This window comes from Paractinoplanes atraurantiacus (assembly GCF_900215205.1).
Lineage (GTDB): Bacteria > Actinomycetota > Actinomycetes > Mycobacteriales > Micromonosporaceae > Actinoplanes > Actinoplanes atraurantiacus.
On the sequence record NZ_OBDY01000018.1, the window covers coordinates 182,163 to 194,317 of the forward strand.

The window sequence follows — 12,155 nt, forward strand, 5'->3', positions numbered from 1 at the left end:
CCGCTCACCAGTCTCACCGGTCCTTGGAGCTTCTCACCGTGACCTATCCTCCGCAGGAATCTCACGCGCCCGGCGGCCAGCCCGCCGGCGCCCCTTACGGCGCCCCTTCCGGCGCTCCCTACGGCGCTGCGCCCGGCCAGCCGTACCCGCAGCCCGGCTTCGCCGGCGCTCCCGCTCCTCAGGCGCCCAAGAAGAAGCGCAAGTGGCCCTGGATCGTCGCCATCATCGCGCTGGTGGTCATCGTCGGCTGCATCGGCATCGTCACCGCGGTGGTCGGCGGGGCGAAAGAGGTCGTGGAGACCCTCGACGACAACGCGAACGGCAAGAACGCGGTCGCCGGCGAGATGGGCAAGGCCGCCCGCGACGGCAAGTTCGAGTTCGTGGTCTCGCAGATGGACTGCTCGAAGACCACCCTCGGCGACTCGATCATCAACGAGACCGCTCAGGGCACCTTCTGCGTGGTGACGGTCAAGGTGACCAACATCGGCCAGGAGGCCCAGCTCTTCGACGGTTCGTCCCAGAAGGCGTACGACGCCAAGGGCACCCAGTTCTCCAACAACACCGCGGCCGAGGTCACCATCAACAAGAACTCGGCGACGTTCCTCAACGAGATCAACCCGGGCAACTCGGTGACCGGCAAGCTGGTCTTCGACGTGCCGAAGGGCACCAAACTCGCCTCGATCGAGCTGCACGACTCGATGTTCTCCGGCGGCGTGAAGATCCCGCTGAAGTAGAACGGCCGCGCCGGCCCGTCAGTACTTCAGGTACTGGCGGGTCAGCTTGGCCACCTTTTCGACCACGGTGATGCCGCCCGACATCGTGGCGTTGTCGTGGGACAGGACGGCGATGGAGACGTCGGTGTCGCCGCCGGTGACCCGGCCGACCGTGTTGATGATCCAGCGGTAGTTCTCGGTCGAGCGGGCCAGCCAGCCGTTCTTCACGGTGAACTTCTCGCCCGTCCTGGCGGCGGCCGGCACACCCCAGTCCTGGCTGGTGTCGACCGTGCTCATCAGCGTGTAGGCCAGCTTGCGGGAGTCGGCGTCGAGCGGGCCCTTGGTGTCGACCAACTCGCCGAGCAGCCGCACCTGGTCGTCGACGGTCGTCCGGGTCAGGCCCCAGGAGCCGCTGACCTTGGTCTGGGTGAGGCCGAGCCGCTTGTTGCAGGCGCCCACGGCCGGCGCCCGGCCCAGCTTGCTGAACAGCGAGGTGGTGGCGTCGTTGTCGCTCAGCCGGATCATGCGCTTGGCCAGGGCCAGCTCGGTCGAGGTCAGATCGCGGCCGGCGTCCTGCGCGGTGAGCAGCAGACAGGCCAGCACCTGCACCTTGACCACGCTGGCCGTCTCGTATTTCTCGGTGCCCCGGTACGAATATCGCTGCCCGGTCCGGCGGTCGAGCACGGCCACGGAGAACTCGGGCGCCGTCGCCGCGTATTTCTTCAACGCGGCGTCGAGCGCCTTGACCCGCTTGGCCCGCTCGGCGGCGGCCAGCTCGGCCGCGGTCGGCCCCGGGGGCGTCGTCTTGGTGGGCGCCGGGGCGACCGTCCGGGCCGCGGGCGCCGCCGCGCCCTCGAAGGTGCCGGCCACGGCCTTGGTGTCGCCGCCGTCGTCGTCCATCATCCCCGCGCCGACCAACCCCGCACCTCCCAGGACCCCCACTGCCGCCACGGCCAAGATCCAGTTTCGCGTACGTCGCACGCCTGCCATAGTGCCGTGTCCGAACGCATCATGGGCGACCCGACCCCCGGCACATAAGAAGTTGCCAGGGACTTTCCACCCATGGCGCGCCGACGGTCACAAAGCGTGATGTGACCCGTTGACGCATGATGGGTGAATGCGCTTCCCGTTCTTGTCGCCCGCCGCCGTCGCCGACCTGACCCGCGCCGCCGTCGGCCAGGTGGTGGAGACGGCGGCCGCCGCCGCGACCGTCCCGGTGCGGGTGGTCGGCCTCCTGGGCCAGGCTGAGCTCCTGGTCAGCCGCGTGACGGTGATCGCCGACCAGGCCGAGAGCCTGATCCAGCGCGTGACCACGATCGTCGACTCGGCCGAGGAGACGGTCGCCGAGGCCCGGACGATCGCCGCCTCCGCCGCCCGCACGATCGACGGCGCCGCCCTGATCGCCTCCGCCGCCGGCACCCTGGTCGACAGCGCCGCCTCCACCGCCGGCAACGCCGACACCCTGGTCAAGCGGGCCGTCCTGACCGCCGACGCCGCCGGCATGCTGGTCGAACGAGCCGCCGTGACCGCCGACGCCGCCGGCGCCCTGGTCGACAAGACGGGCGGCATCGTCACCGAGGCCTCCGCCATCACCCGCGACGCCTCCGGCGTCGTCGAGAAGGCCACCGCGATCAGCTCCCGCGCCGAGGCCGTCGTCGACCAGGCCCAGACGGCCGCCGGGGAGGCGACCGAGCTCCTCGACGAGTACGCCGGCACCCTGCGCAAGGGCGCCCCGCTGGCCCGCCGCTTCGTCGACGAGCTTTCGCAGGAGGAGGTCACCGCGGCCATCCGCATGATCGACACCCTGCCGGCCCTCCGCTCCCACCTGGTCGACGACGTGATGCCCCTGCTCAACAAGCTCGACCAGGTCGGCCCCGACCTGCACAAGCTCCTCGAGGTCACCGAGGACCTCCACCTGGCCATCGCCGGCCTCCCCGGCCTCAAACTCCTCCGCCGCCGAGGCGAGGAGCGCGTCGACGACCGCAAGTCCTAACGGGCGCGGATGACGTCCAGCATGAGGTCGAGGTGGCCCCGGTGCTGGGCGGTCTCCCGGATCATCTGGGTCCACAGCCAGCGCAGGCTGACCGGGGCCTTGCCGAACGACGGCCGGGCCGCGCGGGCGTCGAGGCCGTCGTAGCGGGCCACCGCCGCGCGGCTGCGGGTGCAGGCCTCGGCGTACAACCGGCGCAGCTCGACCACCGTATCGCCCGCAGCCGACCGCCAGGCCCACTCCTCGCCGGGCGGGGCGGCCGCCCAGGGTGACGGAAGCGGCGAGCCCAGCAGCGTGTACGTGAACCACAGGTCTTCCATGTGGGCGAGATGCTTCACGATCCCGCCGATGCTCATGTCGGTCGCCGGCAGCAGGCGGGCCGTCGCGTCGGTCTCGGTCAGGCCGTCGAGAGCGCTCAGCGTCAACGATCGGTGCTCCTCCATGAACTGGGTGAGGGTGTCCCGCTCGTTCGGGTGCAGGTGCGGATAGTCGCTCATCGTTGCACCGTAGAACGGGAAACAGCCCCGCCGGTGAGGGCGGGGCTGCTCCGGTGGATGACTCAGAAGACCGAGACGCCGTAGACGCTGAGGGCCTCGGTGACCGGCTGGAAGTACGTGGTGCCGCCGGAGGAGCAGTTGCCGCTGCCGCCCGAGGTCAGGCCGAGAGCGGTGGTGCCCGAGTAGAGCGGGCCGCCGCTGTCGCCCGGCTCGGCGCAGACGGTGGTGCGGATCAGGCCGGAGACCGAGCCCTGGGAGTAGTTGACCGTGCTGTTCAGGGCGGTGACCCGGCCGGAGTGGGTGCCGGTCGTCGAGCCACGGCGGTAGACGGTCGCGCCGACGGCCGGGGTGCCGGCCGACGTGATGTCCTGCGAGCCGACGCCACCGGTCTTGGTGATGGTGGTGTTGGTGTAGCGGACGATGCCGTAGTCGTTGCCCGGGAAGCTGGTGCCGGACCGCGTGCCCAGGGTGGTCGAGCCGTTGGTCCACGTCGAGCCGGCGTTGGTGCAGTGGCCGGCGGTCAGGAAGTAGTTGGTGCCGGCGCTGTTGCGCACGTTGAAGCCGAGCGAGCACCGGCTGCCGCCGGTGTAGATGGCGTCACCACCGGAGATCTTGATGGAGAGTTCGCCCGGGGTGGACTCGATGCGGGCCCGGTCGCCGAGCTTGGCCACGGTGGCCTGGACGGCGGCGAGCTTGGCGCCGGTGACCGTGCTGTCGACGGAGACGACGACCTGGTTGCTGACCGGGTCGATGGCGAACGCGGTGCCGGGCGTCTTGAGCTCGGCCTTCAGGGCGTCGTCGGCGGCGGCCAGGCTGGCGCCGCTGCGGGCGACGAAGCGGGGCGTGGCCCCGGCGGCGGTGACCGAACGGGCGGTGGCCGCGTCGGTGACGTTGACGACCACCTTGCCGGCGGAGTCGATGTACGACCCGGCCGTGGTGGTGCCGAACTGCGCGTCGAGCTTGCCGGCGAGGGCCGACGGAGCGAACGAGGGGTCGGCGCCGGGCGCGGCCGCCGCGGATGACGCGGGCGAGAAGGCCATGAGCGTGGAGCCGACGAGCACAGATGCCGCCAGGCCGACGATCGGTCGGCGCAGCTTCCGGTTGAGCACGGTTCCTCCCGGGGGATGGGGATTACGCCTGATGCGGCGTATCGAAGTCAGTATTGGCAGACCTCGATGCATCCTTCAAGATGCGGTCATTTCTCCCCAACCCCCGGCAGATCCGCCGTGACCTGCGGAAATGAGCTCACATACCGCCGATCGTATTACCGAACCGGGATGTCTTGATTCAAAGCCGTCGATCAATTATCCGCGCTGATCTGGGCGAGCCGCGCGCGGAGGGCGTTCGTCGCCCCCTCGTACGAGTCCCGGCCCAGCACCAGCCGCAACGGGGCCGGGTTCTGCCCCGCGCTCGCCACGACCCGCGCCGCGATCTCGGCGGGATCGCCGGGCAGGGGCACGTTCCCGGCCGCGACGGCGCGCACGAAGGCGGCCGGCGTGCCGTCGTAGGCGCTCATCGGCTCACCGAGCCGCAGGCTGCTGCCGGCGAACGCGGTCCGCGCGCCACCGGGCTCGACCAGGGTGACGCCGATGCCGAACGGTGCGACCTCGCCCGCCAGAGCCTCCACGAACCCCTCGATCCCCCACTTGCCGGCGTGGTAGAGCGACGCGCCGGGATGCGCCGCCAGCCCGGCCACCGACGACATCTGGATGATCCGCCCGCCGCCCTGTCGCCGCAGGTGGGGCAGCGCCGCCCGGATCACCTGGATCGAGCCGAGCAGGTTCGTGGCGATCTGGTGCTGCCCCTGTTCGTCGCTGACCTCCTCGGCCGCACCGAACAGCCCGTATCCCGCGTTGCTGACCACGACGTCGATCCGCCCGAGCTCGGCGAAGGCCGCGTTTACGACCTTGCGCACCGCGCCCAGGTCGGTGACGTCAAGATCGAAGGTCCAGAGCCTTCCCTGGTACGCCTCGACGAGATCATCCACGGACCCGGTGCGCCGGATCGTCCCGGCGACCCGGTCGCCCCGATCGAGGAGCTGTGTCGCCATTTCCCGGCCGATGCCGCTGTTGATGCCGGTGATGAGCCACGTTGTCATGCCTGACAGCGTCGGCCCGCGCGCGCCGGCGCGGCATTTCCCCGACGAGCGGCTGCACGCCACGATCGGTGAGCTCTCCGCCGGCAGCGAGCGGTTCCGGCAGCTCTGGGCGCGCCATGACGTGCGCACGGCGACCGGGGCGAATTTTGATCCGCCATCCACGGGTCGGCGATCTGACCTTGCTGATCGACAAGTTCGCCGTGCTCGGCGCCGACGGCCTCGAGGCACTGTTGCTGCACGCCGAGCCGGGAACCCCCTCGGCGGAGAGACTGACCGCGCTAGCGCTTGGTGCAGGCCGGCGCTGACTTGGCGATGCGGCTGCTCGAGTAGGCCACGGCCACGGTGAAGCAGTAGTTCGTGTTCTCGTTCAGGCCGTAGACGACGTAGTCGCCGCTGCCGGCCGGCAGCTGCTGGAACGGTTTCGGGTCCTGGCCGACGCGGCCGCCCGACACGAGGATGGGGCCCTCGGCGCCCGGCGGGTACGTCCACTGGATCACCACGTTGTCGCGGTTGTCGCGCAGGCGGACGTTCTGCGGGGCGCCCGGGTCGGCCGCCGGCGGCTTCGACGTGGCCGGCGGTTTGGTGGTCGCCCGGGCGGACGGGGCCGCCGAGGTGGCGGCGGTGGTGGCCGGCGGCGGTGGCGGGCCGGTGGCGCCGTCCGCGTCCGGCAGGGTCAGGGCGACCACGGCGACCGCGGCGGCGATGCCCGCGACCAGCACCGCGGCCAGGATGAAGGGCTGGCGGCGGCGCGGGACAGAGGGCTGCTCGGTGCGGACCGGCAGGCGGCGCTCGGTGTTGGGCGGCAGGCTGAAGGTGCTCGCCGGGGCCGAGCCGACCGGCTGCGGACGGCCGTCGGGGCCGTAGTCGGGCGCGCGGCGGCCCGGCATGGGCGGCGGCGTGTCGGCGCGGGCGTGCCGGCCGGTCAGGTCGCCCGGAGCCTGGTGCACGTCGGACAGATAGAGCGGCTGCTGATAGACCTTGCCGTTCGGGTCGGTGGCCCGGTTGTCCGGCGGATCCTCCGGCGGAAAACCGTCGCTCGGGTCGGGCACGGTGGGACGCCGGGGAAACGGCAGATTGCGTACGCCCGGAGTGTCCACCGTGGTGACGCCGGGCTCCTGGGCCCGGCAGACGTGCTTGCCGGAGGCGGGCGCCTCGGCCAGCGCCGCCACCTGGCGGACCAGCGGATGGTCGGCCGGCAGGTAGCGGGCGCACAGCTCCTGCGCCTTGGCCAGGTGGTCGCGGGACTCGGCGTCGCGGCCGCACTCGCGCTCCATCGCGCCGAGCCGGGCCAGCATCTTGATGCCGGACGGGGCGGCGTCGCCGTGGAGGCGGCTGTGCCGGCGCCAGGCCGCGGAGAGCCGGCCGCGGGCGGCGCCGCAGTGGCCGGCGGCGTGCTCGGCGGTGGCCAGGTCGGCCTCGGCGGCCAGCACCCGGGCCGTGTCGGGTCCGTCGATCTCGGTCAGGTCGCCGACCAGCCGGCGGTAGACCTGGGCCGCCTGCGCGTGCTGCCCGATGCGCTGGAGGACGGCGGCGTGGGTGGCCGCGGCGGCGACCGTACGCTCGTGGTGCGGCCCGTGCAGGCGCTCCTCGGCCACGTGGGCGAACTCGGCCCAGACGGCGGCGCTCCGCACGTCGCCGAGCGCGATCAGGATGCGGGCGTGCAGAGCGGCCGCGAGCGCCAGATCGGGGCTGGCCTGGCGGGGGTCGGAGGCGGCGGCCGGATCGAGCACATTGGCCAGGACCCGCTGGGCGCCCACGAGATCGCCGGCCGACGTCAGAGTCTGGGCGCGGTGGGTGAGCTCGGCTAGCGGAGGAGAGGCCATATGTCTCATAGTGCTCGCGTGAATACCGTAGGTACAAGTCAGCAGGCGCGAACACCCAGTCCGATCTGCGCCGACCAGGCAGGATAGAAATCTGATATGTCCGTCGAAGAGATCGCCATCGTCAAGCGCGAGTTGCTCGTACGTCATTTGGAGGCGTGGGTGCCCGCGGCGCTGCATCGGGCCCGGCGGGTGGTCTACGCGCACGGCTACGCCGACGCGGACGGCGGCCTCGCTGCTTCGGCGGCGGCCCGGGTGCTGGCCGATCAGGCGGATTATGTACGCGGACGTGAGCTGTCCATGGTGGCCACCGGCACCGAGGTGCCGGCGCTGGACGCCTTCGAGGTCCACGCCGTCTCCGGTCCTACGGACACGATGCTGCCGGTGGCTCTGAAGGCGATCGGGGCTCAGCGCGTACCCCTGCTGGGTTTTCTGGATGGTGCCTCGGCCGGAGTGAGTCCCGCGCCGGCCACTGTCGCGGCGCTGACGGCCGGCAAGCCGGCCGAGTTCCTGCTGGTCCTGCCGCCGGGCGCCGACCCCGACCCCTATCGGGCCGGATGGCCGCTGGTCACGCTGGTCGAGCTCGCCGTCTCGGACGAGCCGGGTGAACTGCTGATCTACGGAACCACGCTCGGCAAGAGCCTCGAAGGGTTCAAGGAGACGCTGTGGGCGGTCGACGAGTTCGCCGGGGTGCGCTATCGCGACCCCGGCGACCCGGACCGGCATTTGATCGACATCTCGCTGACGCCGCACCCCGGACCGCTCCGCCGCGAGCTGCTCGCGTTCCTGGAACGGGGGCCGGCGACCGTGACCGAGCTGCGGACGTTCGCGCTGACCGAGACGGTCTACCGTGCGGCCGACGCCACCCGGGTGCTGCACACCCTGGTGGACGCGGGAACGGTCACCCGGTCACCCTCGCACGGGCGCCTCGGTGGAGATGTCGTGATCTCGCTTTAGGACCGGCTTTTGTCCTGCTTCCAGGACAGCGGGCCGGGCAGGTCGACGCGGTGCGCGCGGGTGCGCGAGTTCCACGACCAGCGACCGATCTTGAAGCTCCACGACGAGAAGCCGTTCTCGGTGAAGTTCAGGATCAGCGGGCCGAACTTCTTGCGGCTCCGGAAGACGATGCCCATCGCTATGTCCCTCCGTGGGGGTTTCGGGGATGAGCCGACGATTCCCGGTTCGCCGAATCGGCAAACTTGACTGGGCTTTTGAAGATCAGCGCGCCTGGGTTCGAGGATCAGCGCGGCTGCCACGCGTCCGGGCGTGTCGTGAGCTTGCGGACGTGGGCCGGCATCCGGCCGCTGAGCACCTCGGCCAGGCTCACCTCGTCGAGCACCTCACGGATGGCGGCACGCACGGCGATCCAGAGATTGGGCAGATTTTCGGCGGCGCCCGTGTACTGAGTCTCCTCAGGACGGAGGCCGCGCACACCGGCCAGCGGTCCATCGACGGCCCGGATGATCTGGCCGATCATCACATCGCGTGGGGGCTGTGACAGCGTGTAGCCGCCCTCGGCGCCACGCTGAGCCCGCACGACACCGGCCCGGCGCAGGTCGGCCAGCACCGCCTCGAGGAACTTGCGGGGCATTTCCTGGTCTTGAGCGATGGCCTGGGCGGACATCAGCGCCGGGTAGGCCCGCGCCAAACTGAGGGCGGCCCGGACCGCGTAGTCGCCGCGCGCGGAGATCTGCACGTACCCATAATGCCTCGTCGGCGCCAGCGACTCACACATACCCCACGGATATATGGGGATTACCCTCGGTCAGGGGGCAATCGCTGAGCGGGAATGGCTTGCCGGGGTCCGTGCGCGGCGTCCGCGCGGAACTGACCCGGGCTCATCCCGACCTCGCGATGGAAGAAGCGGCCGAAGTTCGTCGGCTCGGCGAACCCCAGGTGACGGCCCACCTCGGCCACGGAGAGCGAGGTGCAGGCGAGCAGCCGGCGGGCCTCCAGGGCCACCCGGTCGTCGACGACCTGCTTCGCGGTGCGGCCCGTTATCGAAAGACAAGCCCGGGTGAGCGTACGAACGGAGCAGTTCAGCTCGTCGGCATAGTCCTCGACCCGGCGGCTGTGCGGGTGCCCGGCCTCCAGCATCGACCGGAAGCGCGTGTAGGTGCGGCTCTCCGGCCCGGTAGTGTCGGCCCCGCCGAGCAAGGCGATGCGCAGCTGCAGCACCCGGAGCTGGTGGCGCAGCAACTCGCCGGCCAGCGGGCCCTGCCGGTGCCGGTCGCAGTCGACCGCGAGCTGCGTGAACTCGCTGATCACCGCGTCCTCGTCCTCGCCACGCAACTGCCAGCGGCCGATTGCCGGCTCCTCGTCGCCGGCCAGATGGGGCTCGAAGGTGACGGCCGAGGCGGTCAGGCCGTTGCGTCCCACCCGCAGGGCCTGGCCCGGCCGGATCCAGAGCAGGGTGCCCGGCCGGCACGAATGCGCGAAGAAGTCGACCTCCACCGCGCCGTGGCCGGCCGTGGCCAGCAGCAGCACGTGGAAGGGCAGCACTTGGAAGGAAGGCGGGTCAGGCGCCCGGGAGCCGATGGCGTCGAGCGCGCAGGTGCCGACGCCCGCCCAGCCGGGCGGGCGGAAACTGGTCGCGGCGTCGCGCGAGGCTGCGAGGGACATCGCGCCGACGGTAACCGGCGATGACCAGCAACGCATCCCTGGTCCGGCCTATGTTTTCCGTGGTCGGGGAGTTATTAGTCCGCGGCGGCGGAAATGTCCGTTTCTTGACCCGGATTCCGCTATTTGTCCGGTTGTTGATTTCGTGCCGTAAAAGAGCGACCCGCGCGGACCGGCAGTGTCCGCGCGGGTCGCTTCTTTGTATTTCTATCGACCGGCCAGCAGCCGGTTGACCGCCGCGTCGACGTCCAGGTGTTCCGATTCCCGGCCGCGCGGCACCACCACATAGGTGCGACGGAGGAATCGGACAAGGACGCTGCGAGGCACTTCGAACAGCGCATTGCCGTCAGGTGACGACAGCGCCAGGGCGACGAAATCCCCCCGGGGCGTGGCCCACGGCCACACCCGGACGTCGCCGATGCCCGCGGGCTCATCGAGCCCGGTCACGAGCAGTTCCCGCGCAAAGGACCAGCTCACGGCTTCCCCACCGGCTGATTCTGCGTGGAACAACACGTGGACCGCATACGGGTCGGCTGGGTCGTACCGCAGACTGGCGCGCACGGGCAGTGCCGTGGCGTCAGGCGCTACGAGCCGCAGCGAGGTCTCGACCTCGACGGTCGTTGGACGAATGGTACTCATGGACGAACTCCCCCCGGCACCGCTGCGAGGCTGGTGAACCCCGCGTTTCCCATACTCAGGTGATCCCTGTCGTTACGCTCCGCCATACGCTGATCTCACCCAGTAGTGGGAAGACGGTTCCGAAAACCCTTTGGCACAAGATGAAAAGCGATATCTTGTACTGTTCTGCCCAAGTACTCGGTTCCGCCCGGCGTCGGGTGGTCCAGCAGTTGACTTACTCCGGTAACGTCCATTCCTCCCGGGTAGTGACGGGGACCCGGAACACTGGGGGATGAAATGACTACGAAACCCGACGAAGATCAGTCCCCACTCGGTGTGCTGGACAAGATCCGCGCGAACCCGACGGGCAGGCTGGCCCTCAAGATCTCAGTAGCCACACTCGGCGCCATCGTCGTCGCCGTGGGCATCGTCCTGATCCCGTTCCCCGGCCCCGGCTGGGCGATCGTCATCCTCGGCCTGGCCATCTGGGCCATCGAGTTCGCGTGGGCCAAGAAACTCCTCGAGTTCACGAAGAGGCACGTACAAAGCTGGACCCACTGGATAGCCCGCCAGTCCTGGCCCGTCAAAATCGTCGTCGGCCTGGTCAGCTGCGTCTTCGTGTGCGCCATCGTCTACATCTCGGTGCGCCTCAGTCTGGGCATCGACCTCATCAAAGAAGCCCAAAACCTGCTGACGTGACCCTGATTGGCACCCCGGGGACCCCGTCTAGTACAGTCAGTCCTCGTTGAGGGCGATTAGCTCAGCGGGAGAGCGCTCCGTTCACACCGGAGAGGTCACTGGTTCGATCCCAGTATCGCCCACTCAACTGGGGCTGGATTCTGCTCGCGGATTGCGCGAGCCGGACCAGCCTCGTCTTGTTTCTGCGCCGACTTCGTCGGCGCGGGCGGGGGCTTCGCCACCCGCACCCCCACTGCCGGGGTTGGTCTGGGTGGGTGGGTTCGCTGGAAGGTGGGTTCGCTGGAAGGTGGCTTCGCTGGAAGGTGGGTTCGCCACCCGGCGTCGGCCGGTCCAGCGTTGGCCGGTCCAGCGCCGGCTGCGCGAAGTGCGGCGCCTTTCCGCTTGGGTGAGCGTGCCTCAGTCTCGAGCAAGCTTGGGCCATCCCGTATCGGTCCGGTCCGGCATATCTCATCCCGCATCGGTTCGGTCCGGCATCACCTCATCGCGCCCGGGGCCGGGGCCGGCTGAAAGGGCTGGTCTGGCGTTACCTCATCGCGCTCGAGTCGGGTGCGGCGCTGCCTTGGCCCGTCCAAGCTTGGCGCCACCCAGGGAACCGGTCCGGCGCCACCACCCACCCCGCTGCCGGCGGACCAGCCTTGTCTCATGTCACACGAGCCGGGGCCGCTCCGGCGCCACTCCATCACACCTGAAGTCGGCGCTATCCCGGGTGGGGGCGGCGCGGCGCCGCCTCCACCCGTCCGCGGAGGGCTAGTGTCGTGAGTCGTTAATGCGTGTGCAGTGTCGCTTGATGGATTCGAGGATCTGGTCGGCGGTCTTGGTCCAGACGTAGGGCCGGGGGTCGTCGTTCCAGGTCTCGATCCAGGCGCGGATGTCTTTGTTGAGTTCGCGCACCGAGCGGTGGGTGCCGCGCTGCAGCTTTTTGGTGGTTAGTTCGCCGAACCAGCGTTCGACCAGGTTGAGCCAGGAAGAGCTCGTCGGGGTGAAGTGCAAAACGAAGCGTGGGTGGGCGGCCAGCCAGCGTTTGATCGCCGGGGTTTTGTGGGTGGACGCATTGTCCAGAACGACGTGCACGTCCAGATCAGCAGGGACTTCACGGTCGAG

14 protein-coding genes, 1 tRNA gene and 1 pseudogene are annotated in these 12,155 nt (G+C 70.0%); 6 read left to right on the forward strand and 10 right to left on the reverse strand.

All coding sequences use genetic code 11. The features are described from left to right. The first annotated feature begins 38 nt into the window (after positions 1-38). Entirely contained in the window at positions 39-734 is a 696-nt protein-coding gene (locus CRP55_RS55075; RefSeq protein WP_143235060.1) for a DUF4352 domain-containing protein, read from the forward strand. Between the two features lie 18 nt (positions 735-752). On the opposite strand, the gene CRP55_RS32635 is transcribed toward CRP55_RS55075, so the two are convergent. Beyond that, the gene (locus CRP55_RS32635; protein WP_245923529.1) at positions 753-1,694 is read right to left on the reverse strand and encodes a serine hydrolase; all 942 of its coding nucleotides are present in this window, start codon (positions 1,692-1,694) and stop codon (positions 753-755) included. A gap of 136 nt (positions 1,695-1,830) precedes the next feature. Here CRP55_RS32635 and CRP55_RS55790 point away from each other — a divergent pair, with 136 nt between their 5' ends. After that, positions 1,831-2,706, forward strand: coding sequence for a hypothetical protein (locus CRP55_RS55790; RefSeq protein WP_097325177.1), 876 nt, complete (start codon positions 1,831-1,833; stop codon positions 2,704-2,706). Here CRP55_RS55790 and CRP55_RS32645 read toward each other — a convergent pair. The 3 genes from CRP55_RS32645 to CRP55_RS32655 all read right to left on the reverse strand — a co-directional run bounded on the left by CRP55_RS32645 (position 2,703) and on the right by CRP55_RS32655 (position 5,298). Next, positions 2,703-3,200, reverse strand: a complete 498-nt coding sequence (locus CRP55_RS32645; RefSeq protein ID WP_097325179.1) for a DinB family protein — start codon at positions 3,198-3,200, stop codon at positions 2,703-2,705. The two genes, CRP55_RS55790 and CRP55_RS32645, sit on opposite strands and share 4 nt — an antisense overlap. A 62-nt stretch (positions 3,201-3,262) precedes the next feature. Continuing rightward, complete coding sequence (locus CRP55_RS32650) at positions 3,263-4,309, reverse strand: S1 family peptidase (RefSeq protein ID WP_179855424.1); 1,047 nt, start codon at positions 4,307-4,309, stop codon at positions 3,263-3,265. A 191-nt stretch (positions 4,310-4,500) separates the two neighbouring features. Beyond that, positions 4,501-5,298, reverse strand: coding sequence for an SDR family oxidoreductase (locus CRP55_RS32655; protein ID WP_097325181.1), 798 nt, complete (start codon positions 5,296-5,298; stop codon positions 4,501-4,503). Here CRP55_RS32655 and CRP55_RS56090 point away from each other — a divergent pair. Beyond that, a pseudogene (locus CRP55_RS56090) lies at positions 5,297-5,603 on the forward strand (MmyB family transcriptional regulator). The gene CRP55_RS32655 and the pseudogene CRP55_RS56090 overlap by 2 nt on opposite strands. Here CRP55_RS56090 and CRP55_RS32665 read toward each other — a convergent pair. Then, complete coding sequence (locus CRP55_RS32665) at positions 5,577-7,121, reverse strand: fibronectin type III domain-containing protein (RefSeq protein ID WP_101536226.1); 1,545 nt, start codon at positions 7,119-7,121, stop codon at positions 5,577-5,579. The pseudogene CRP55_RS56090 and the gene CRP55_RS32665 sit on opposite strands and share 27 nt — an antisense overlap. 96 nt (positions 7,122-7,217) lie before the next feature. Between CRP55_RS32665 and CRP55_RS32670 the strand changes: the two genes are divergently transcribed. After that, positions 7,218-8,075, forward strand: a complete 858-nt coding sequence (locus CRP55_RS32670; protein ID WP_097325187.1) for a hypothetical protein — start codon at positions 7,218-7,220, stop codon at positions 8,073-8,075. On the opposite strand, the gene CRP55_RS32675 is transcribed toward CRP55_RS32670, so the two are convergent. The 4 genes from CRP55_RS32675 to CRP55_RS32690 form a co-directional block, all read right to left on the reverse strand. Next, positions 8,072-8,251: a DUF4236 domain-containing protein gene (locus tag CRP55_RS32675; protein ID WP_097325190.1), complete on the reverse strand. Its 180-nt coding sequence runs from the start codon at positions 8,249-8,251 to the stop codon at positions 8,072-8,074. The genes CRP55_RS32670 and CRP55_RS32675 overlap by 4 nt on opposite strands. Positions 8,252-8,358: 107 nt before the next feature. Then, positions 8,359-8,814 (reverse strand): RrF2 family transcriptional regulator, encoded by a 456-nt coding sequence (locus tag CRP55_RS32680; protein ID WP_097325192.1) that lies wholly within the window; start codon positions 8,812-8,814, stop codon positions 8,359-8,361. Between the two features lie 59 nt (positions 8,815-8,873). Beyond that, positions 8,874-9,740 (reverse strand): helix-turn-helix domain-containing protein, encoded by an 867-nt coding sequence (locus CRP55_RS32685; RefSeq protein ID WP_097325193.1) that lies wholly within the window; start codon positions 9,738-9,740, stop codon positions 8,874-8,876. 204 nt (positions 9,741-9,944) lie between these two features. After that, positions 9,945-10,376, reverse strand: a complete 432-nt coding sequence (locus tag CRP55_RS32690; protein ID WP_020514863.1) for an SsgA family sporulation/cell division regulator — start codon at positions 10,374-10,376, stop codon at positions 9,945-9,947. Between the two features lie 276 nt (positions 10,377-10,652). Here CRP55_RS32690 and CRP55_RS32695 point away from each other — a divergent pair, with 276 nt between their 5' ends. Together CRP55_RS32695 and CRP55_RS32700 are read left to right on the forward strand one after the other, a co-directional pair. Beyond that, positions 10,653-11,054, forward strand: a complete 402-nt coding sequence (locus CRP55_RS32695) for a TIGR02611 family protein (RefSeq protein ID WP_097325195.1) — start codon at positions 10,653-10,655, stop codon at positions 11,052-11,054. Between the two features lie 50 nt (positions 11,055-11,104). Continuing rightward, positions 11,105-11,176 (forward strand) — tRNA-Val (locus tag CRP55_RS32700). Positions 11,177-11,801: 625 nt separating this feature from the next. On the opposite strand, the gene CRP55_RS32705 is transcribed toward CRP55_RS32700, so the two are convergent. Further along, positions 11,802-12,155, reverse strand: a 354-nt coding sequence (locus CRP55_RS32705; protein ID WP_179855425.1) for a transposase, incomplete at its 5' end; no start/stop codon positions are given.